Annotated in this window: 15 protein-coding genes and 2 pseudogenes; 5 read left to right on the top strand and 12 right to left on the bottom strand. The window is 41.8% G+C overall.

Annotation, left to right across the window (positions count from 1 at the left end):
• Nucleotides 1-184: 184 nt before the first annotated feature.
• From V7L29_RS14380 to ssuD, 8 genes and pseudogenes are all read right to left on the bottom strand, one after another.
• Nucleotides 185-2,119: pseudogene (locus V7L29_RS14380) on the bottom strand (nSTAND1 domain-containing NTPase); the annotation flags it as partial.
• Between the two features lie 523 nt (nt 2,120-2,642).
• Entirely contained in the window at nt 2,643-2,861 is a 219-nt protein-coding gene (locus V7L29_RS14375) for a hypothetical protein (RefSeq protein WP_334735911.1), read from the bottom strand.
• Nucleotides 2,862-3,043: 182 nt separating this feature from the next.
• A complete protein-coding gene (locus V7L29_RS14370; RefSeq protein WP_334735910.1) occupies nt 3,044-4,348 on the bottom strand; it encodes a P-loop NTPase fold protein in 1,305 nt (434 codons plus the stop codon).
• Nucleotides 4,349-4,679: 331 nt separating this feature from the next.
• Nucleotides 4,680-6,035, bottom strand: a complete 1,356-nt coding sequence (locus tag V7L29_RS14365) for a (Fe-S)-binding protein (RefSeq protein WP_334735909.1) — start codon at nt 6,033-6,035, stop codon at nt 4,680-4,682.
• A 56-nt stretch (nt 6,036-6,091) separates the two neighbouring features.
• Entirely contained in the window at nt 6,092-7,450 is a 1,359-nt protein-coding gene (locus V7L29_RS14360; RefSeq protein WP_334735908.1) for an FAD-binding oxidoreductase, read from the bottom strand.
• Between the two features lie 692 nt (nt 7,451-8,142).
• Nucleotides 8,143-8,709 carry an NADPH-dependent FMN reductase gene (gene ssuE / locus V7L29_RS14355; protein ID WP_334693366.1) on the bottom strand — a complete coding sequence of 189 codons (567 nt, stop codon included), beginning with the start codon at nt 8,707-8,709 and terminating at the stop codon, nt 8,143-8,145.
• A 5-nt stretch (nt 8,710-8,714) separates the two neighbouring features.
• Entirely contained in the window at nt 8,715-9,344 is a 630-nt protein-coding gene (locus V7L29_RS14350; protein WP_334735907.1) for a beta-class carbonic anhydrase, read from the bottom strand.
• 27 nt (nt 9,345-9,371) lie between these two features.
• Nucleotides 9,372-10,532, bottom strand: coding sequence for an FMNH2-dependent alkanesulfonate monooxygenase (ssuD, locus tag V7L29_RS14345; RefSeq protein ID WP_334693368.1), 1,161 nt, complete (start codon nt 10,530-10,532; stop codon nt 9,372-9,374).
• Between the two features lie 458 nt (nt 10,533-10,990).
• Here ssuD and V7L29_RS14340 point away from each other — a divergent pair.
• Nucleotides 10,991-11,484, top strand: a pseudogene (locus tag V7L29_RS14340) (MgtC/SapB family protein).
• 243 nt (nt 11,485-11,727) lie between these two features.
• A complete protein-coding gene (gene msrB / locus V7L29_RS14335; protein WP_334690503.1) occupies nt 11,728-12,222 on the top strand; it encodes a peptide-methionine (R)-S-oxide reductase MsrB in 495 nt (164 codons plus the stop codon).
• Between the two features lie 821 nt (nt 12,223-13,043).
• Here msrB and mreD read toward each other — a convergent pair.
• The 3 genes from mreD to V7L29_RS14320 all read right to left on the bottom strand — a co-directional run bounded on the left by mreD (nt 13,044) and on the right by V7L29_RS14320 (nt 15,623).
• A complete protein-coding gene (gene mreD, locus V7L29_RS14330; RefSeq protein ID WP_334735906.1) occupies nt 13,044-13,679 on the bottom strand; it encodes a rod shape-determining protein MreD in 636 nt (211 codons plus the stop codon).
• Between the two features lie 26 nt (nt 13,680-13,705).
• Nucleotides 13,706-14,515 (bottom strand): rod shape-determining protein MreC, encoded by an 810-nt coding sequence (gene mreC / locus V7L29_RS14325; protein ID WP_334735905.1) that lies wholly within the window; start codon nt 14,513-14,515, stop codon nt 13,706-13,708.
• A gap of 100 nt (nt 14,516-14,615) precedes the next feature.
• A complete protein-coding gene (locus V7L29_RS14320) occupies nt 14,616-15,623 on the bottom strand; it encodes a rod shape-determining protein (protein WP_334735904.1) in 1,008 nt (335 codons plus the stop codon).
• A gap of 374 nt (nt 15,624-15,997) precedes the next feature.
• Between V7L29_RS14320 and V7L29_RS14315 the strand changes: the two genes are divergently transcribed.
• Nucleotides 15,998-16,360, top strand: coding sequence for a single-stranded DNA-binding protein (locus V7L29_RS14315; protein WP_334690500.1), 363 nt, complete (start codon nt 15,998-16,000; stop codon nt 16,358-16,360).
• 104 nt (nt 16,361-16,464) lie between these two features.
• On the opposite strand, the gene V7L29_RS14310 is transcribed toward V7L29_RS14315, so the two are convergent.
• Entirely contained in the window at nt 16,465-17,208 is a 744-nt protein-coding gene (locus V7L29_RS14310) for an SIMPL domain-containing protein (protein WP_334735903.1), read from the bottom strand.
• 373 nt (nt 17,209-17,581) lie between these two features.
• On the opposite strand from V7L29_RS14310, the gene V7L29_RS14305 reads away from it, so the two are divergent.
• On the top strand, nt 17,582-17,995 hold the full coding sequence (locus tag V7L29_RS14305) for an EVE domain-containing protein (protein ID WP_334735902.1): 414 nt from the start codon (nt 17,582-17,584) through the stop codon (nt 17,993-17,995).
• A gap of 86 nt (nt 17,996-18,081) precedes the next feature.
• Complete coding sequence (locus tag V7L29_RS14300) at nt 18,082-19,560, top strand: cation:proton antiporter (RefSeq protein WP_334735901.1); 1,479 nt, start codon at nt 18,082-18,084, stop codon at nt 19,558-19,560.
• The last annotated feature ends 602 nt before the right edge of the window (nt 19,561-20,162 follow it).

Raw genomic sequence — 20,162 nt, 5'->3', positions numbered from 1 at the left:
TGAAAGTTTTATTTAATTTGTTATCAATAAAATCAAATATATAGAATTTAGGTTTTAATAATGGTCTGTCTTTTGATACTAATTCAACTGAACTCCTATCTGTTTGAAAAAAAGTTTTATTATTAAGAATTTCTTGTTTAATAGAAAGTTCTATCTTTTGGCGAATTAAATCAACTAAATAATCGTGAACAAGTTGATAGCGTTTGCCATAAAATTCTGTGAACAAAGATACTACTCCTGATTTTACTAAAATTTCTAAGACTAAATCTAATTTGTCTGAATCTACTCCCAAACCAGCTTGCAAGTCGGCGTATGTTTTAATAGGACGAGTACCGTTGACATTTGTTAGCAAATACAGCACCAATTCGGCAGTATTTTCATTACCAGAACCAAAATCTCTTAATACTTCCTCTAAAAAACGCTGAAGAAGTTTTTCCTTTGTACCAAATTTATAATATTTTTCTAAAGTAGTTATTTTATTTGTTTGTAGTTGTAATCCTAGTATTTGTAATTCAACAGGTCGAACTTCTCTTGTTTCACTTGCTAAATCATTTACTATTTTATCAATTAAATCAGGCTGAAAATTTAAATGTGTTCTATTAGTTGAATCTTGAATAACATTTTTAGCCTCTTGTAGTGAAAAGTTGGATAAATAATAACGATTCTTTTTTGTTAAAATATCATTATTTATTGTTTAAATGTAGCTTAAACGTTCACACTCTAATAAATAATGTAAATAATCTTCTCGTAATGAAAGTATAATTTTTACAAAAGGAATATCCAAACAAATGCGTAAAAATTCATAAAAGGCTTGTCTTGTAATTTGATTTGTGTGAACAAAGAAAAACTCTTCAAACTGGTCAAAAATTAAAACTGTTAATAAATTGCGCTCGGCATTTTTTCGCAAATGATCCAAAATCGCTACTGTTGAATCTAGTTGAATAGATAATTTGTTCTCTTTTACTTTATTAAAAGCCTCTACTAGAGACTTGCCTAACATTTCTACCCAATCTGTATAAGTTCGTAAAAGAACAGGTAAGGCATCTCGCTCTCCAATAGCTTGTTGTCGAAGTGTCGGAATTAATCCTGCTTGTAAAATTGAACTTTTACCGACTCCTGACTGACCATGAATTACAATCAATTTATGCTCAGTCCCACTAATTCTTTCGAGCAAACGCTTGACATCTTTCGCCCGACCAGAAGCAAAAATTTCTTGAGCAACTATTTCTGGGTTTTCCACGTGTAGCTGTGCAGACTTAATTACTTGTAGTTGTGGATTAAGATGAGATGCACCAATGAAAGTACGGAAACCATACTGATGTTCAATTTGTAGTTTCTCTTGTTTAATATTAAAAGCTGCAAGATATTCACCTTGCCTAAAGTAGAGCAAGCGCAACTTATCCAAAATATTAATATAAAGCTTTGGATTATACTGAGGATTACTTTCTTCTCTAGCAGTTTCTAAATTACTAATTGCTGCTTCAAATTCACCTAAATCCTGTTGTGATTTTGCTAAAATAAACCGAAATAATCCAAATTCATCTGATTGTAAATTAGGTATATGAGCTAATATTTGCAATGCTTGCCCCGCAAGTTGATGAGCTTCATCCCAGCTTGACTGCTCTAAGGCTACCTCTGCCAAAAAACCATAATCTTTAGCCAATTGCAACGGTGTGCCATAATTTTGATGTAGCAGTAGAGATTTTTCAACAAGGATTTGCAACTCTGTCCATGCTTGCAAATCTCGCATAACTTCACCCAGTTTAGTAATGTATTTTGCGACTAAATCTGAACGTCGTGCTTGCTCAAAAATATCAATAGCTTGCTGAAGGTAATTTTTCGACTCTTGCCAATAGTGTAGATTTTCTGTCTGATTTTTTTCGGCTTTGCGGTTATACGCCAACGCAATATTAACGAGTAATATACCTTGTCGTTCTAAATGGTTACTTTGTCGCCAAAACCCCAAACTTTGTAGATAATATATTAAAGCAGAATCTATCTGGTCATGGAGATAATCATTCAAGCCAAGCACAAACTCTAAACTCGCTTGAATTGCTGCTTCTAATACTTCTCCTCGATTTTGCAAATCCTGATGAGCGGTTTCTAGTTCCCGGCACATTTGGGGATTAGGCGTTACTTCACCAGCAAAGATTTCATCACTTTTTCGCTGGAGAAAGTTGACTAACTCATCAGTAGGGTTTTCAAACTCAATAATAGTTGCCCAATTCTCTAAATCAGCCGCTAATCGAATAAATTTTTGCAGAACTGAATCATTAACCCACAACAATATTGGTAATGGGAAGTTTTTTCTAAATTCTTCCCGCACTTGGTTAGCTGAAGTCAGAACTGTATCAATATCTTTAACTGACTCCAAACCAAAAATCATCAATGCAGGTGGCTGTTCATCTCCCAGTTGTTCACGTATATTTGTGTAAAGCGTTTTGACTGATGCAGGTAAGGTAATTTCGTGAATGTGTACAGGAGATAATTGGTGCAGACGTTGCACCATACGCTGACGTAAAGCAGCATAGTTACAGCGCAGCAAAATCAGCGAAAATTCTCCCTGAGAAAAGGTAATTGTTCGCACCAAAGTTGGCAATGAACTTTCATTGTCAAAGGCTAAATTTTCTGGCTGTTGCTGATTACTCATAATATAGATAATTTAATCTTATACTAGCTGTTTGTATGATTACATCATGCAAGTAAGTCACATCGCTCCCATCACGACTGATATCGCTCCCATCACGACTGTAACCGCTCCCATCACGACTGATATCGCTCCCATCACGACTGTAACCGCTCCCGTCACGACTGATATCGCTCCCGTCACGACTAAGATGGTTAACGTTATACGATTTCACAAAATACCTGATAAGTAAGTTGGCGCTAATATTTCAAGCTATGTTAAGAAATTTAAATGTAGGGTGTGTTGTCGCGCAGCGCAACGCACCGTCAAGAATTCAAGGTGCGTTAGCCTACGGCATAACACACCCTACAGACTTAAGTTGACACCCATGAACAGATGTACGCCCCTACAGCCGATTCATAACCTAAATTCTTTGGCTTCAGCCAAAATCGGATTGACATCAAACCAAGAACCATCCTCATTCCGGTATTCAAATACAAACATACTGCGGAGCAAAAGTTCGTATTTTTCATTACCTCTCAAGCTTTTCTCTTGCGCCACCTTACGCAGTACTTCCCATTCATCGGGCGTAATTGCTAAAGTTAGCTCATTGCGGCGTTGTTTAATTACTCTGTCTACACACTCCCGCGACAGGGGTGGGTCTTCTTGCTGAAGACAGCGAAATAATAACATTAGCAAATTACGCAAATGACCGCCGCTAACTCGGCAAAGTCGCTCTAAAGTATCAGGACTATCAAAAACCTCAGTAATTAAATTCCGATTTTGTTCCCAACTAACACCAGGAAAAGCCCTCGTCATAACCATCTGTTGCAACAGTATGATTCCTTGTGAGAATTGCGAACCATCTTGTAATTGCACAGGAACCATTGGTAAAACCTTGGGGTCTGCGCCAAAGCGATTTGTTAACCTTCCTAAAGCGTTGGAAAAAATCAACACTAACGGAATGGTATAAACAACATGACAATTTAGCTGGTTTAATTGTTCACCCCGTTCTACAAAGAGATATTCTGGCTGGTAATAACCAGAAGGTTTTTGAGAATTATCCACTCTGTCGAGATTATCTATAATTACCACCAGTCCTTTTTTACCTTGCTGTTTGAGTTTTTCTCTAGCAGGCTTGAGCAATTCTTTGTTAATTGATTCTAAAATACCATTGGTGCGCGGTTCTAAATATTGTCGCAACTGGCTGCGAAGTTTGGGACTATCTTTAGTTTTGGCAGTAATCTTGGCAATACCTACAGATAATTGAGCCTCAACCCCAATATTTAACGGCGTTTGCAAAAACTCAGAGACTTCTGTAAACAGATTTTTAAAGTATCCCGGTTTAAGGTTAATTTTTATTGCTTCTAGACTTTGACTCACCTCACGAGCTACTGCCAGTAAAATATCTGTAACATCAATATCAGCCATATCCAAGCTTTGGCTAGACTCGAAATAAACCACATGAAATCCCTGCTGTTCTAACTCTGCCTTTAGCCGCAGTAACTCAGTGGATTTGCCACAGCCGATGTGTCCGGTAAATAATTGACAGGTAGGTTCTTCAGGTGAAAGGCGGGTAATAGTTCGCCCAAGTTCCTCAATAATCTTGGCACCACGCACTTTAGAGAAATCAATATAATACTGTCTATCTTCCGGTTTGCTGACAACCAGAGTCTTGCTGGGGTTGCAAGCTTGAAAAAACCTGACTAAATCTAGTTTCATCACGAATCACCCGAAATTAGTTTTATACTACTGTCAATTTGAGTGATTATACAGAGGACAAAGCCGCTATTTCGGAAAAAACTTCTTCATAATGACTGATATCATGTCCAGTTGAACAATTGTCATTGCGAACGAAGTGAAGCAATCCTCGAACCCTTGTGATTGCTTCACTTCACTTCGTTGCGTTCGCAATGACATGTCATAAGTAATTTAGCGGACATGATATGATTAAAAACTTCCAATTAAAAAAATATCTAATTTTTCTTGTGGGGTGGACATCTTGTTTGCCCTTAGTTATGGGCGGGCGAGACGCCCACCCCACAAGAAATGTCTATAATTCCAACTTTTCACCCCGAATTGAATAATCCAACAACTCCATCGGGTGAATAACTGAAATCTTCTTACCTTGCAACTGCAAATGCTTCGTAATTTGCAAAGTACACCCCGGATTAGCAGAAGCAATTAACTCAGCACCAGTATTTAACAAATTCTGCACTTTTTGCTGACCCAATTCCTCAGAAACTTCCGGTTGCAGCATATTATAAACCCCGGCACTGCCACAACATAAAGCTGCGTCTATTGGTTCTCTCAACTTCACCCCTGGAATTTGTCGCAACACTTGACGCGGTTGCACGCTAATCTTTTGTCCATGCAATAAATGACAAGCATCTTGATAAACTAAATTCAAGGGTTTATCAGTTAACGGCGAAAGTTTCGCTGTTAACCCAACAGTTGCCAAAAACTCTTGAGCATCTTTAACTTTAGCTGCAAAATCCTTCGCCTTTTCTCGATATTCTGGGTCATCTTCTAAAATGTGACCGTATTCCTTCAAAGTATGACCGCAACCAGCAGCATTGATAATTACGAAATCTACATCAGTCTTGGCAAAACTATCAATCATCTGCCTTGCTAAAGCTTTCGCCTGTTCTGTTTGTCCTTGGTGTTCAGGAAGCGCTGCACAACAACCTTGAGATTTAGGAATCACAACTTCACAACCATTCGCTGTTAAAACCCTCACTGTTGCTTCATTCACTGGGGAGAAAAACAGCCGTTGCACGCAACCCAAAATCACCCCAACTCGGTAGCGCTTTTCACCTTGGGCGCGAATAATAGTAGGCAAATTATCTTGAAAAGATTTGAGAGTAATTTCTGGCAGAATAGATTCCATTGCTGCCAAACGGGGCGATATTTTATTGAGTAAACCCGTAACGCGAAAGAATTTAGCAAACCCCAACTTTTGATAAACCAATAACGGAACTAGTAAAATCCGTAAAAGGTTGGGATAAGGAAACAGAGAAAATATCAATTGACGAAACAGTTGGTCTGGTAAACTGCGAGGATAATTTCGTTCAACTTGGTGACGAGTTGCAGAAATCAATTTGTCATACTGCACACCAGAAGGACAAGTACTCACACAAGCAAGACACCCCAAACAAGAATCAAAATGTCCTACCGTGGCTGTATTGAGAGCAATTTCACCTTCATTAATCGCATCCATTAAATAGATGCGTCCTCTAGGAGAATCCATCTCCTTCCCCAGCACCCGATAACTCGGACAAGTCGAGAGACAAAATCCACAATGTACACAACTATCGATCAACTTTGGATCAGGCGGATGATTCTCATCAAACCCCTTCAAATTTTTTAAACTAGCCGTATTATTAACAGAATTTTCTGATACCTGCATATTTTTCCCTTTCCCCTCTCGATCTCAGCGTCCTCAGCGTCTCTGCGGTTAGTTTCTTAAATCCCACCGACAAACCGACCAGGACTTAAAATATTCTTACTATCAAACTGTTCTTTAATTTGGCGCATCAACGGCAAAGCATTCCCCGTATAACCCCAAACATCTATTTGTTGTTTAACCGCCACTGGTGCTTCTAGAATTGTTAAAAAACCTCTATGAGCTTGAGTGCGTAGGCGCAACCCGTCGTAGGCATCGCCTCCAGCGCAGCCTAGCTCATCGCGCACTTTCAAAACTTGATTTTTATCCTCTAATTGTAACAAACCCAAACCACTACTTATATGAATTAAACCCAACTCTACCTGAGTCAAAATCTCCACGGCAGCAGTAGGTAATACTCCTATTTTGCAGGTAATTACTGATTCTGTAACAGTAGTATGTATTCGTTCTTGCAATCTCTGCCATAGACTAACTTCATCACCATCTGCAAAAATTGCCCCGTTTAAACCTAACTTTTGTCCAACTTCTAAAACTCGGTTTGATTGTTCCTTAACACTCTCACTAATACTTTGAAAGCGGGCAATTAATGCCAGTCCTTCACCCAAACCTAAGCTAGACACCAATTTAGTTGATAGCAAATCAGCTTGGACTGGTGTTAAGGCTGAACCTCGAAGGATATCAGCCGCTTGGGATATGGCCTCTGCACTTCCCGTTAGGACCACTGTCTCCGATGCCTCTGCTAGCGGATACAGGCGAAAAGTTAGTTGACTAATAAAGCCTAATGTGCCATAAGACCCAGTAAGCAACTTCATCAAGTCATATCCGGCAACATTTTTGACTACTCTTCCCCCAGCTTTGGCGACTTGTCCATCAGCACGCACAAAGGTAATACCTAGTAACTGGTCGCGCACACTACCATAACGTTGTCGCAGAGAACCTGTATCACCTGTAGCAACAATACCGCCAATGGTTGCCAATTCTGGTGCTGTGGGGTCAAGGGCAAGAAATTGCCGCGACTTTGCTAAAAGTTCTTGGAGATCAGAGAACTTCATCCCAGCTTCTACCGTGACAGTCAAATCCCCAACAGCGTGTTCAATCAGTTGGTTGATGCGTTCTGTACTGACTACGACATCAACACCTTTAGCTAAACCGCCCCAGTTAAGTTTACTGCCACTACCACAGGGGAGGACGCGCCAGTTGTGACTGTGAGCTGTGGCGATGACTGCGGCTAACTGTTTTTGACTGCGGGGATAGACGATACAACTGGGAGGATTTTCAGAAGCTATAGCTTGTTGGATGCGTTTTTGCTGACCTAGTTCGATATTTTCCCAAAGGCAAACAGCATTTTCTTCGCCGACGATAGATGCAAAATCAGAAGCGCAGACGCCTTGCGGCTTGTCGTTAGACATCGCTTTCATTGAGTTTATTTTTTTACGCCCAACATCTAATTTACTGGCTAACCTGACCAAAAAAGCGGATTGCCATTAATACACAGTGGATAATTCAGTTGCGAGTTCCGCTTCTATAGGTATTTTTTATCAAAAAAGGCAGGAGGTCGAAGGAAAACTGCCCTTTGCTTTAGTATATAAACGCCTTGCACCAATTAATTGTGCGGCGAGAAGGTTTCTACGTGGAGCTAGCGGCTCCTGCTCTCTCTAAGCACAACTGGCTATTCTTTCGGTAACACCATACACGTTTAGTGGTGCGATCACTAGAGTGGGAAAATAACAGATGTAACGACAGCTTTTTACAAGAAGCAAAGAAATGGCTAGCTGCAAGTACTGCTCAAGAACTACCAACTGAACAGCAAAAGAGTAGAGAAAGTAGTAGATGAGTGAAATTTACTCATCTACTACAAGTAGAGTTAGGAGGCAATTTGCATGTGTAAGACATTTTATAGGGGAAAAACCATAAATTACAGCGATATTAGTTGAATAGACTAAAGAAGTTTAAAGAAAGGTCTGAGCATAGTCTATTCATTTGAATATCGCTATAAAAGTGTAATTATTGAAAATAAATTTATTTTGCTCTGATTAACTTTTAAAAAAAGTAACAGATGGGTAGAAATTACCCCTCTGCTACAAGTAAACGGAGGTATAAACTTGATTATTTAATTGGCGTGAACCAATTCTTGAGGGGCTGCGGCATCATATTCTACAGCTTTAACAAATTCCTTGAGAACATCTTTGAGTCTTTGCTCAATTTCCTCATCTAACAGGATGCTGTTATCAGCTTGTCGTTGAATTTGTTTGTCTACCGCATAAATAGTAGCTAGGATATGCCGCGCTCCTAATTCAGATAATACAGGTTTAAGAGCATATTCAATTGCCAATAAGTGAGCGATCGTCCCACCAAGGGCAATTGGTAACACGGGTTTACCTGTCAATGATTTTTGTGGCAGCAAATCTAGAAATGTTTTCAGCACTCCTGTATAAGCAGCTTTGTAAATTGGGGTGGCAATAATCACACCATCTGCCTTTGCTAATAGAGCTTTTGGCTGTTCTAAAGCAGGGCTATCGTATCGTCCAAAAACTAAATCTTCAGCAGGCAAATCCCGAACTGAAATAATGTCTACATGCAAGCCTTCTTGTTGTAAAAGCTTGGCAGTGTATTCGACAAAACCGTAAGTTCTGGATGGATGAGTTGGACTACCAGCGATCGCTAAAATATTTGTCATTCAATTCAACTCCCAATTTCTAAAACGGGTTCAGTGTGTTTTGTGGTTTTGGTCTTCATAGCTTCTGCGGTGTTAACCTTCTCACTCAGACGTTTGTAGGGACGGCGTAAACTCATATTCTCTACTTCCCAGATGTAGCCATGAATAATTACATCCTGGGGAATTAAAGGAGAATTACGCAGCAATTCCACCTGCTGTGTGCAGATTTCATCCACATCGGTAAACGTTTTGATCCATTTGGAAAAAACGCCTTTTGGTAGCTTTAACTCTGGCAAAGCAGGATCGACAGTAACTTGATCCACGTCAATACCTTGATTTTGCAATACCTCACTAAGAAAGTCTCCTGATGCTGTCATCATGCCACATTCGGTATGATTAATGACGATGATTTCTTTTGTGCCAAAAAACTGTGTAGTTAACATTGCTGACCGAATAGCATCATCTGTAACTAAACCCCCAGCATTACGGAAAATATGAGCATCTCCTTCACCAATTCCTAATGCTTTCTCCACAGGTAAACGTTCGTCCATGCACGCCAGCACCCACAAGCGTTTATTATTGGGTATGCCCAACTGCCGCCGCAATGCCCACGCTTCTGTTTCTGAGATTTTTTGGTCAATTTGTTGGTGCAACATGGCTACTAATCTTCTAGTTCTTAATTACTAGGATATGGACGTTGCTCTTTCCTGATGCTGTTGCTTAGGGAAATCTTCATTTGCCACAATTTCGCCAAATGGACTTAAAACATGTTGCTTCTCCACTGCCGGCAGATTCTCTAAGGGCAAATGGGGAAATAAAAGTTCTGCAACTCGATAAGCTTCCTCTAGATGGGGATAGCCAGAGAGAATAAAGGACTCAATACCCAAAGAAGCGTATTCCAACATTCTGGCAGCTACGGTTTGGGGATCGCCTACTAAGGCTGTTCCCGCACCACCCCGTACCAAACCGACTCCCGCCCACAGGTTCGGGCTAATCTCTAATGCCTCACGATTACCGTGGTGTAATTGAGTCATCCGTTGCTGTCCAACTGAATCCATTCGCGCATAAGCTTTTTGGGCTTTAGCGATCGCTTCGTCATCTACATACTTAATCAATTGATTCGCCGCATCCCAAGCTTCACTCTCGGTTTCCCGCACAATCACGTGTAAGCGAATCCCAAACCGCAAAGTCCGCCCTTCTGATAAAGCAAGTCTGCGAACTGCTGCTATTTTCTCAGCTACTTGCGCTGGTGGTTCGCCCCAAGTTAGATAAACATCTACATGCTTGGCAGCAATTTTTTGAGCAACGGCAGAGGAACCGCCAAACCACAAGGGCGGATATGGCTTCTGAACAGGTGGAAACAGCAGTTTGCCATCCTGAATATTCAGATAATCGCCCTGAAGATTGGCTGGTTCACCACTAGCGATCGCTCGCCATACTGTCAAAAATTCATCTGTTAATTCATAGCGCTGATCGTGATCCAAATGCAAGCCATCTCCCGCCAACTCCACAGGATCGCCCCCTGTGACGACGTTAATCAGCAAACGTCCACCAGAGAGGCGATCAAAGGTCGCCGCCATCCGCGCTGCCACTCCAGGTGATACCAAGCCGGGACGAATCGCCACCAAAAAACGCATTTGTCGTGTCAGTGATACTAACGTTGACGCTACAATCCAAGCATCTTCGCAAGAGCGGCCTGTAGGCAACAATGCCCCTGTATAACCAAGGTCATCCACCGCTTGGGCAATCTGCCGCAGATAAGCAAAGCTTACTGCCCGTCCGCCTGTAGCAGTTGCAAGGTAACGTCCGTCGCCGTGGGTTGGGATGAACCATAGTAGCTGCATGAGTCCTGTCCTTTTAAAATACGGTAATTCGATAGAAATACCGTGCTTTATTTATAGTTTTCAGAGTATCACATATTCCACTTAACCAAGCAAGAAGTTTTTTATAAAACTACGGTATTCCTATCAAACCAATGTATATTAAGCCGTGTTCGATCAGGTGGCGATCGTCAAAATTGGGTATTTAGCATGGTTATTCTCTTTGTCCCCTTGTCCCTTCCTTCTCTCTTTAGGAAGAATACACCAATGGCAGTTTTGTATATATTCGTTTACTTATTCATAACCTTTTGTTAAATTAACCTTAATGTACGCCAAACTTATTGACTTAATGTAGTTAAGTTTTCAGCTACAAACGTGGGTAGCCATCCAGCCCATTGGCAATAGGCGCAAAATTCTGTTCTCTCTCTAGGGGAAATAAGGCAATGGGGCCGATGTTTATCACTGCCGACGATTGACCACATATAGCGTTTAGATTGTCTTTGGCGCTCCTGGTTGGTTGCTTGATTGGATTTAACCGTCAGCAAGGAGGTAGATCGGCAGGGATGAGAACATTTATGCTCGTGAGTATGGGGGCAGCACTTTTGTGATGATTCCTTTGCAGGCTGAGGGCGAGAGTCCCTATGCTGCTATCAATGCATTGAGTCGCACAATTCAAGGTGTAGCTACCGGGATAGGATTTCTCAGAGCCGGATTAATTTTACAAGAGTCTCCGAGAAAATCTACAACGCCAAAAGTAAAAGGTTTAACTACAGCCGCCTGTGTCTGGATAGCGGCCGGATTGGGGGCTGCGATCGGTTGTGGTTTGTGGCAAATGGGATTATTAGGAGGCTTACTGACCCTGATTATCCTCAGTGGAGTAAAGCGGCTCAATCGCGCATTTGTATTTCTGACGGGTCATGGTAAACAAGGGACTACTCAGGAGCTAACAACCATCTCTGATGAAGATGATGATTAACCGTCGTTACACTAGATTCACCAGTTAATCAACACTTGTGATCAAAACTAGATCGTTGTGCATATCTATGTTAATCGGATTCCTTTGCCGGATTTTATTGAAGAATAATTTTTTAATTCTTAGCTAATTTTAATCAGTTTATCAGGGCTAATTCAGAGCGATTGCTGATTATAGTCATTAATGTAGGGAATCCCGTACTGGAGTTGATTGGCCAGTTAACCAGAAATAGAAAATAATAGATATATGGACAAACGGTATTTTTTACAGGCTAGTGCAGTAATAGTCGGCACGGCATTGTTATCAAGGTATATCAATTGGGGGTCACAAGAGATGACAACTTCTAACAGTGGATTTGAAATTACCAAACCTGAGTCAGAGTGGAGCACGATTTTAACGCCAGAACAGTTTAACGTATTGCGTAAACATGGGACTGAACGCCCTCACACCAGCCCATTGGATAAGGAATACGACCAAGGCACTTATTATTGTGCTGCGTGTGAACAGCCCCTGTTTACATCTGATACCAAATTTAACAGTGGTACTGGCTGGCCCAGCTTTTTTAAGCCGATTGAAGGTGCGATCGCCACTACTGTAGATAAGTCGTTGTTTATGACCAGAACTGAAGTGCATTGTAGTCGCTGTGGTGGTCATCTGGGTCATGTTTTTGATGACGGCCCTGCACCCACTGGCAAGCGCTACTGCATGAACGGTGTTTCGTTAAAGTTTACTCCTGCTTAATTAAGTTGCGAACGCACGCACTGCCAACCTAAATTATTAGATGTAGACTTCAAACCTGGTTGTGATCTGGCTTGAGACTGAAAAAATGTTGAGCCAGAGTTAGTGCATCTAAAGCGACTCATTTCCCGAAACAGTGCTGAGTAACCATTCGCCCTTGGGAAAGGTGACTCAGCACTCTTGAAACAACTTTTGAAGCTTGACCAAAGGTGAATAAATTTTTGACAATAAGTTCTCTTACTAAATCCTACTGGACGTAGTATTGTCAATTTAGGGAAATACAACTCTTGGTCTTCGCTAGAGCTATTTACCTAAATCGTCCTATTTGTTTGGGTCTTTTTTCTCCTTTTTGTCTTTGGGATCTTTTTTAGGTTTTTTAGCTTCTTTATTACTTTTTCTTTCCTTTGACATCAGCGTTCTCCAACTAGTTACTCAGTGAAAGCTTCCATATTCTGCCGTCAGCAAATCAGGAGATGACTTACCTGATATTCTTTTAAGGCAAAAAAGAAAGTATCAGACATCAATGCCACTAACTACCATGATACGGTGTTGTTTGATTCACTGTAGCTTGAATCCATATTGTTAGAGGTTACCCAAATTCCATAAGATTTAAGTTATATCATGTCCGCCTAATTAGTTATAATTCACGCATCTGTGCAAAAACCAGGAAACTCTCTTTCCCCCAGCTAAGAGCCCCCTGCAAGAACTGCGGTCTTAATGATAAGTCTTTAACCGGACATGATATTACAGGGTATAGGGTACAAAAGATAATTTTCTTTACTTTCACCTGTAACCTATCCCCTTGTTAACTCTTAACTCCCTTACTATTGCTCCAACAATTTCATCCGCTGCCACCAAAGATTTAGGGGATAATAGACTACAGGTGCCCACAGACTACTAAGAATGGCAGAGGCTAAGGCGACACGCTGGTAATATGTCCAAATATCTGTTACCTTGCGTAGGCTGTGCCCGCCGTAGGCATCGTCAATCAAAGTTAATTGCAACCCAAAGATAGTTTCTGCCAAAACTGCCATACCAAAAACAATTACAGCGATCGAAATAAAATCTTCTTCAATAAAACGCTGTTTTTGGAGGAGAGCAGTTAAAATTCCCACTATACCTAAACTGAGGGCATGAGTAGGGTTAGGTGATGTCATTGAATCTTGAAGTAGCCCCAGAACTATACCTGCCAATGCTCCGGAAAAGGCTGTGCGCTTCACACTCCAAGCTACCACCCAAATTAATAGCCAATTAGGGCCAATTCCCAATAATTCCATACCTGGCAGGCGGGTTGGCAATAATAGTAAACATAACAGTACAGATCCAACCGTCACTATCGAACCCAATAACTGACGTATACCGGGATGCCAACGAGAAAGCGGCTGGATTTGAAATTTCGATTTTCGCCCTGAGGATTTTGGCTTTTTCTGCCTGCTGCCACCAAATGCAGGAATCTTCATTTTTCTATGGATTTTCAAGAAAGAATTTACTTAGACTTTTGCGGCACTTGATTTGCCGACTCTTGGTTTTCCAAGTCTTGGTTTTCTGGCTTTGGATAAACAGCTACCCAATCAAGAGAGCGGATTGGCGGAAAAAGCTCAATTTTCGCCACTGATGCCGGAAGTTTTTTTAAATCCAGCGATTTGATTCGTCCTACTGCCAAGCCAGATGGAAATTTTTGACTATAAGTAGATGTGGAAACTAAATCTCCTACCTTGACATTTGGGACTTTTTCATAAAACTCCAGCACAGCTTCTGCAGAAGAATCTCCTCGCAAAACGCCTTTAGCTGCCGTGCGGCTAACTGATACACCCACTTGACTCTTCAGGTCACTGATTAACAACACGCGACTAGTATTGGGAGTTACATTTTCCACCAGACCCACCAACCCGCCATCTGCCTTGACTATAAAGCCTTCCTGAATCCCTGCATTCGCACCGCGATTCAGGGTAACTTGTTGCCACCACTGATCAGCACTACGTCCGATTACCCGTGCTGGAATTGGCCGTGATGCCAGCGGCTCTTTTTCCACATAGCCTAATAAATCTTGTAGCTTTGTCTTTTGACTTTCCAAATCTACTATACGGGTTTGCAATTCCAATATCCGGGCATCTCTAAGACCTTCTTCTGGAGTTGGCCCTGACTGCAACATCTCTAACGGACGGGTAATTGCCTGGTATGTCTCAAGCACCAATTCACCTTGAGTCTGTCGCAATATCCAAGCACTACCAACTACTAAAGCTAACAACCCGATTTGTAACCCTTTACGATCCCACCAACGCCGTATTGTAACCATATATACCTTATATATTTACATAAATTAAGTTCTACTTGGATTCATATTTATATAAAACCCAAATAGAACTCAAATAGAACTCAAGTCTGATATTTTTTTGCTAAATATTGCGAGAGCTTTCGATGACCACTCGTTCTAACTGTTTGAAGTTTTCTAACACACGACCTGTTCCCAGCACAACACAGCTCAAAGGATCGGCAGCAATGTGAGTCACAATCCCTGTTTCATGGCTAATCAGGGTATCTATGCCTTTGAGCAAAGCACCGCCACCAGCTAACATAATACCTCTGTCAATAATGTCTGCTGCCAGTTCTGGAGGTGTGCGTTCCAGTGTCCGCTTCACAGCTTCTATAATTACTGATAATGGTTCCAACATGCTTTCACGGATTTCTGGACCTTTGATGGTTACAGTTCGCGGTAGACCAGAAAGCAGGTGTAAGCCTCGGACTTCCATAATGGCGTCATTATCATCATTAGTAGGATAGGCAGAACCAATCCGAATTTTGATGTCCTCGGCAGTACGTTCACCAATCACTAAGTTATGAAGCTTTTTAATATACTGAATGATCGCTTCAGTTAGTTCATCTCCAGCAATGCGTACTGATTCGCTAATCACCGTACCTTGAAGACTCAACACTGCAACTTCTGTAGTGCCACCACCAATATCGATGATCATGTTGCCAGTCGGTTCGGCAACAGGTAGCCCTGCACCAATTGCCGCAGCTACAGGTTCATCGATTAAATATACTTTTCTTGCTCCTGCTTGATGAGCTGCATCCATCACAGCTCGCCTTTCTACTCCTGTGACGCCACTGGGAATACCAATGACAATCCGGGGTAAAATTAGAGATCTGCCTTCATTTACACGCTGAATAAAGCTTTTGAGCATCAGCTCGGCTATATCGAAATCAGCGATTACACCATCACGCAAGGGGCGGAGGGCAATCACATTTCCGGGTGTGCGACCGAGCATTTTTTTGGCTTCTTCTCCTACTGCTAGTGCTACCTTTTCGTTGACATCGATCGCAACTACAGAAGGCTCTTGCAGTACAATACCTTTACCAGATACATAAACGAGAGTGTTAGCGGTACCGAGGTCGATACCCATATCCCATGATGTGCGAAAGTTCCTAAAAATACCCACGCGTCTCTAAGCCCCCTATGTGCGATACTTTTTGACTACAACGGCAAGAGTTAATTGTGCCTGATTCGATTACGTTTATATCCTGAGTTGAGTAAACTAGACTATATTTTTATCTGATTCCCAGGAATATTTACTAATGTCTGAGTCCTCTATTTTTTGATATTTTCTGGTTAACTTAGTGTATACGTATACTTTTATGTGTTTCTCCAAGTAGTATGTATAATTTTTCAATTCAATTATATTGTTAACTGTTTAACACATTATTTTCAAGAGTTTCACAATTCGCTATGATGGAAGTCGATAATGAATAAGTACGCTTGTACTAAGAGGTAACACCTATGAGTATCAATGTTGTCACCCTCATTGGTCGTGTAGGCGGCGACCCAGAGATTAAGTATTTTGAATCTGGTAGTGTTAAGTGTAGATTGACACTGGCTGTCAATCGCCGTACTAAAGAAGGTGAACATACCGACTGGTTTAATTTGGAACTATGGGGAAAAACGGCGGAGGTGGCAGGTAATTATGTGCGTAAAGGTAGGCAAATTGCTGTAAAAGGCTCCTTGAAGTTTGACACATGGAGCGATCGCCAAACAGGAGCAAATCGATCCTCACCAGTTATCCAAGTAGACCAACTGGATTTACTAGGCTCTAAGCGAGATGGAGAAGGCGGTACAGGAGATATGTCTTCAGAACATTTCTAATTAGTAATTGGTCATTAGTTCTTAGTAATGCTAATGACCAATACTTTGGCTTCTCTACGAGACGCTCTTGCGTTCGCTCAGTACAAGTGACCAATGACTAATGATTAATAACTAATTTGCAACGTCACCGATGCTTCTACTTGTTGTTCACCACCAACAACAGGGGTGGAAGCATCAGCTGCCTTGGCAGCCTCAGCCCGTAAAAACATTGGTGGTGGTGGAGGCGCACTCGCATTATTAACTTGAATGCTCACTATTTCTTTGGGTTTTAAACCCAAGGCACTGAAAACAGCATCAGCTTGCTGCTGGGCGTCTTGGGTAGCTTCTTTTAATGCTTGCTTTTGAGCAGCTGCGATCGCTTGATCATTCGCAACAAAACTAATGCCGTTAATTTGTGTTGCACCAGCTTTGACTGCATCATCCAATAATGTCCCAGCTTGCTCGGTAGGAATGCGAAAACTCACGGTGTTATTGGCAGCATAGCCTGTAATCCGCTGCACATTATTGGTGTAGCTGTAAACTGGGTTGAGACTAATACCAGTAGTTTGTAATTTTTCGACATTTTGGCTCTTGAGAAAAGCAACTACAGCAGATGACCTCCGGGCGGCTTCTTGCTGTACCTCCTGGGCTGTTTTCCCTTGAATCTCCACTCCTAAACTGACCTGCGCCAAGGTTGCAGGAGTTGTTTCCACTCCGCGACCACTGACACTAAGGGTTCGCCACAATTTATCCCTTTCTTGTGCAAACGCAGGTAGTACAAAAGTTGTACATAAAAGCATTGCTAAAGGCAGTATTTTCCACAAGTTCCCATTTGGAAACTGAGAACCGGGTAAAGCGGCTCTAGTCATAAGATTTGCACTCCTCAAAGTAACCACAGATGTTTTTAATAAACGTATGTAACAATCTTTTGATGGCCGTTGAGAGTCAACAGCTACCACAAGTTTTTCATAACTTAAGTGCGATCGCTAGATACGATTTGTATGTTCTTACTTTGACACTGCCATAATCAAAAGCTGAAATGGTTACATTTTTGGAAACTAAAAAAATTACACTAGTACAGCGCGGCGGAAATAAACAACCCCTTCGGGTTCGGCAGTTCCTCATGGGGGGAACCCCCAAGACCGGACTGCCTCACCATTTCAAATCAACGAAACGTTTACGCTGTATTTCTTTTGACTTTTGACTTCCGCCTTGCGGTACTAACCTTTTTGGAGATTTGTCGTGGCGTATTGGCTGCTAAAAACTGAACCGGAAAATTATTCCTACTTCGATTTGGAACGGGACGGCAGTACAGTTTGGGATGGAGTCAACAATCCTCTAGCGCTTAAACATATACGTACCATGCTCCTTGGTGACTTGGCGTTAATTTATCACACAGGCAAAGAACGGCAAATCATCGGTTTAGCAGAGATAGTTAGTCAACCCTATATCGATCCAGCACTCAATGACAGCAAACGGGCAGTTGTAGATGTGCGGGCAGTGCGAAGAGTATACCAATTCGTCACCCTATCCCAAATCAAACAGGACAATAAATTCACAGACTTTGACTTGCTGCGACTTCCGAGACTTTCTGTAGTCCCGATTTGGGAAGTCTACTGGCAGCGCTTGATTGAGTTGACAAATGGCACAAATTAAGATTTAAAAGCTGCCAATTGCGTCTTCATTGATAGATGTTTTTCAGAAACGCGTCAGAATCAAAGAGAAGGATTTTCACAGAACCCATGCATTTGTTAGATCCAATCAGCTACACTTTTCCTCTGCTGGCCAGCGCAACACAAGCCGCAGACAGTTCAATGGTAGTAGCAGCAGTGCTACTAAGCTTAGTAGTCATTTATCTCGCCAGCAAAGTTGGTGGAGAGTTATCAAACCAAGTGGGTTTTCCGCCTGTCTTAGGCGAACTTGTCGGTGGTGTCGTCGTAGGCATTTCTGTTTTCCACCTTTTGGTGTTTCCAGAAGGCGGCACAGACAGTTCTAGCTCTTTGATCATGTCCTTCCTTCAAATCACTGCCGGTTTAACACCTGAAGCCACTCCAGCGGTGTTTGCAGCGCAGTCTGAGGTCGTTTCCGTTTTGGCAGAATTGGGTGTGATCATCCTGCTCTTTGAAATCGGCTTGGAGTCAAACCTAAAAGATTTAATGGCAGTTGGTATCCAAGCCACCGTCGTCGCAGTAGTGGGGGTAGCAGTACCCTTTGCCGCTGGTACTGTGGGACTGATGACTTTGTTTGGTATCGATGCTATACCTGCAATTTTTGCAGGGGCGGCTTTGACTGCTACTAGTATTGGCATGACTTCCAAAGTGCTGTCAGAATTGGGGCGACTCAATTCTAAAGAAGGGCAGATTATTCTCGGTGCTGCCGTAATTGACGATGTTCTGGGAATTATCGTTTTAGCGGTAGTAGCTAGCCTAGCTAAAGATGGCGTGGTGGATGTCAGCAAAGTCATTTATTTGATTATCAGCGCCACTGGTTTTATTTTGGGAGCAATCCTACTAGGCAATGTTTTCAATAAGTCCTTTGTGGCGATCGCTGATCAACTCAAAACACGCGGTGGACTAGTAATACCAGCATTCATCTTTGCCTTTGCGATGGCATATCTTGCCGCCGTCATCCAGTTAGAAGCAATTTTGGGAGCTTTTGCGGCGGGTTTAGTCCTAGAAGAGACGGATAAGCGCAAAGAACTGCAAAAGCAAGTCATACCGATCGCTGATATGCTGGTACCAATTTTCTTTGTGACTGTTGGGGCAAAAACCGATTTAGGAGTGTTAAACCCAGCAATTCCCGACAATCGAGAAGGTCTAATTATGGCAACTTTCCTGATCATAGTAGCCATTCTCGGTAAAGTAATCACATGCTTAAGCGTATTTGGTCAACCGGAAATCAACCGTTTAGCGATCGGTGTGGGTATGATACCTAGAGGCGAAGTCGGGTTGGTGTTTGCTGGTGTCGGTGCTGCCAGTGGCGTTCTCTCAAAACCATTAGGGGCAGCAATTATCATGATGGTTATCTTGACAACCTTTTTAGCTCCTCCTTTGTTACGATTTGTATTTCCAGAACCAAAAGCCGTGGATGCAAGCTCAGAGCAACTGATTTTAGACGCTTCCTCTGGGACATCGTTGGTAATTGAACCACCATCATCGAGGGTGCCAGCATCAAATGACAGTGGCAATTTGGAAGTAACCCCAGATTCTGGCGATCGTTAATCACTGGGGCATGGGGCATTGGGCATGGGGCATGGGGTATGGGGCAAAACAGTTGTGAGTTCTGATTTTCGAGTTTTGAGTAAAGAAGTGAAATTCCCCACTCAGCACTGGGCACTAGGCAATTCAGAACTCCCCCATCTCCCAAAGGCTATCTCAATCAAGTGCCTTGGGATTTTGCTATTGTCCAATGGAAACTTCTCTTTGCAAATCTCCGTCCCGTGTGATTGTAGAATAATCGTTTGTTTCTAATTTCTACCAGCATTCGGAATGTTACTTATTTGCAGTCTCCCTCGACTTATGGAACTTTATCAGAATATTTCCAAATAATTGGGGAGTAACACCCATAAATCTTGCTAGATCAGCTGACAGTAGTGGGAATTATTTAATCAGTGCATCAATACCAACAAAGAACAAACACTTATTAGTGAACGATCATCAGTTATCAGTTTTCTAGCTTCCTTGAAAGTCAAAATCCCCCACCTTTACAGGTGGAAGGTTTTACATGGAGATTTAGACCCAATATAAAACCTCATAACTGATTGAAGTGTGTCTTTATACCAGCTTAAAAATGAAAAAAAGGCATCAAAGGCCAAGTTTAGGTG

The sequence above is a fragment of the Nostoc sp. genome (assembly GCF_036916575.1).
Lineage (GTDB): Bacteria > Cyanobacteriota > Cyanobacteriia > Cyanobacteriales > Nostocaceae > Nostoc.
The sequence above is the reverse complement of the archived record's forward strand: the minus strand, read 5'-3'. Positions and strand labels throughout refer to the sequence as shown.

Excerpts from the sequence above, each read along its gene's own strand:
- V7L29_RS14370 (WP_334735910.1), bottom strand. The coding sequence starts at position 4,348 with ATGAAACTAGATTTAGTCAGGTTTTTTCAAGCTTGCAACCCCAGCAAG.
- V7L29_RS14365 (WP_334735909.1), bottom strand. The coding sequence starts at position 6,035 with ATGCAGGTATCAGAAAATTCTGTTAATAATACGGCTAGTTTAAAAAAT.
- V7L29_RS14360 (WP_334735908.1), bottom strand. The coding sequence starts at position 7,450 with ATGAAAGCGATGTCTAACGACAAGCCGCAAGGCGTCTGCGCTTCTGAT.
- ssuE (WP_334693366.1), bottom strand. The coding sequence starts at position 8,709 with ATGACAAATATTTTAGCGATCGCTGGTAGTCCAACTCATCCATCCAGA.
- V7L29_RS14350 (WP_334735907.1), bottom strand. The coding sequence starts at position 9,344 with ATGTTGCACCAACAAATTGACCAAAAAATCTCAGAAACAGAAGCGTGG.
- ssuD (WP_334693368.1), bottom strand. The coding sequence starts at position 10,532 with ATGCAGCTACTATGGTTCATCCCAACCCACGGCGACGGACGTTACCTT.
- msrB (WP_334690503.1), top strand. The coding sequence starts at position 11,728 with ATGGACAAACGGTATTTTTTACAGGCTAGTGCAGTAATAGTCGGCACG.
- mreD (WP_334735906.1), bottom strand. The coding sequence starts at position 13,679 with ATGAAGATTCCTGCATTTGGTGGCAGCAGGCAGAAAAAGCCAAAATCC.
- mreC (WP_334735905.1), bottom strand. The coding sequence starts at position 14,515 with ATGGTTACAATACGGCGTTGGTGGGATCGTAAAGGGTTACAAATCGGG.
- V7L29_RS14320 (WP_334735904.1), bottom strand. The coding sequence starts at position 15,623 with ATGGGTATCGACCTCGGTACCGCTAACACTCTCGTTTATGTATCTGGT.
- V7L29_RS14315 (WP_334690500.1), top strand. The coding sequence starts at position 15,998 with ATGAGTATCAATGTTGTCACCCTCATTGGTCGTGTAGGCGGCGACCCA.
- V7L29_RS14310 (WP_334735903.1), bottom strand. The coding sequence starts at position 17,208 with ATGACTAGAGCCGCTTTACCCGGTTCTCAGTTTCCAAATGGGAACTTG.
- V7L29_RS14300 (WP_334735901.1), top strand. The coding sequence starts at position 18,082 with ATGCATTTGTTAGATCCAATCAGCTACACTTTTCCTCTGCTGGCCAGC.